1 protein-coding gene is annotated in these 1,177 nt (G+C 69.3%); it reads left to right on the plus strand.

Features of this window, described 5'->3' with window-relative positions:
- The first annotated feature begins 54 nt into the window (after positions 1–54).
- A complete protein-coding gene (locus QEZ54_RS36190; RefSeq protein WP_281309304.1) occupies positions 55–1,170 on the plus strand; it encodes an IS30 family transposase in 1,116 nt (371 codons plus the stop codon).
- Positions 1,171–1,177: the final 7 nt, after the last annotated feature.

Genomic DNA, 1,177 nt, shown 5'->3' on the forward strand with positions numbered 1-1,177 from the left:
CGGCGGTTTCTACCGGCTGTTGCAACGGGGTATGGATCTTGGAGGATGTGATCCATGCCCGGCAGACGTCTGACTTCGCAGGAACGTGCCCAGATCGAGGTGTTGTTCGGTCAGGGCCTGCGGTTCTCGCAGATCGCGGCGGCGATCGGCCGTGACCGCACGACGGTGTGGCGGGAGGTTACCCGCAACAACGCCTACCAGGGCGCTTATGTGCCCGGGGGTGCGTGGCACCCGCATGGCCGTGGCGCCGGGTACCCGGCGCCACGGCGTTGGGGCGGGGCGTACCGGTGGAAGTACTGCCACGAGCATGCCCAGCGCCGGGCCGACAGGCGGGCCCGGCGGCCGCGTGACGGGAAGCTGCGTGCCCGGCGCAGCCGTACGATGGCACCGCTGTGGCACCTGGTGAGGCAGCGGTTGGCCCAGCGGTGGTCGCCGGTGCAGGTCGCCCGGTCGCTGCGTATCGATTACGCCGATCAGCCGGAGTGTCAGGTGTCGCACGAGACGATCTACCAGGCGATCTACTACCAGGCCCGGGGCGGGATGCGTGAGGAGCTGGCCCGGCAGGTCGCGCTGCGCTCCGGACGGGCGGCCCGCAGACCGCAGTCGCGGGCCGCCACGGCGCTGCGCTCGGCCAAGCCGTGGGTGGCCGATCTGCACATCTCGACCCGCCCGGCCGAGGTCGCCGACCGGGCCGTGCCCGGCCACTGGGAAGGCGACCTGATCATCGGCGCCCGCGGCACCAGCGCGATCATCACCCTGGTCGAACGCGCCACCCGCTACGTCATGCTCGGCGCCCTGCCCGAATCACGTGTCAGCGACAACGTCACCGACGTCCTCATCACCCTCATGAACCGCCTGCCCGACGAGCTACGCAAGACACTCACCTGGGACCAGGGCGCCGAAATGGCCCGCCACGCCCGGTTCACCCTCGCCACCGACTGCAAGGTCTACTTCTGCGACCCCCACGCCCCCTGGCAACGCGGCAGCAACGAGAACACCAACGGACTACTCCGCCAGTACTTCCCCCGCTCCAGCACCGACTTCCGCACCATCAGCCAGGACCAACTCGACGCGGTCGCCCGCGAACTCAACGGACGACCGCGCCAAACCCTCAACTGGCAGAACCCCGCCGAACGACTCAACCAATACCTCGTTGCAACAACCGCTTGAGCCGGCC

The organism is Catellatospora sp. KI3, from assembly GCF_029948125.1.
In the GTDB taxonomy this organism is placed as follows: domain Bacteria; phylum Actinomycetota; class Actinomycetes; order Mycobacteriales; family Micromonosporaceae; genus Catellatospora.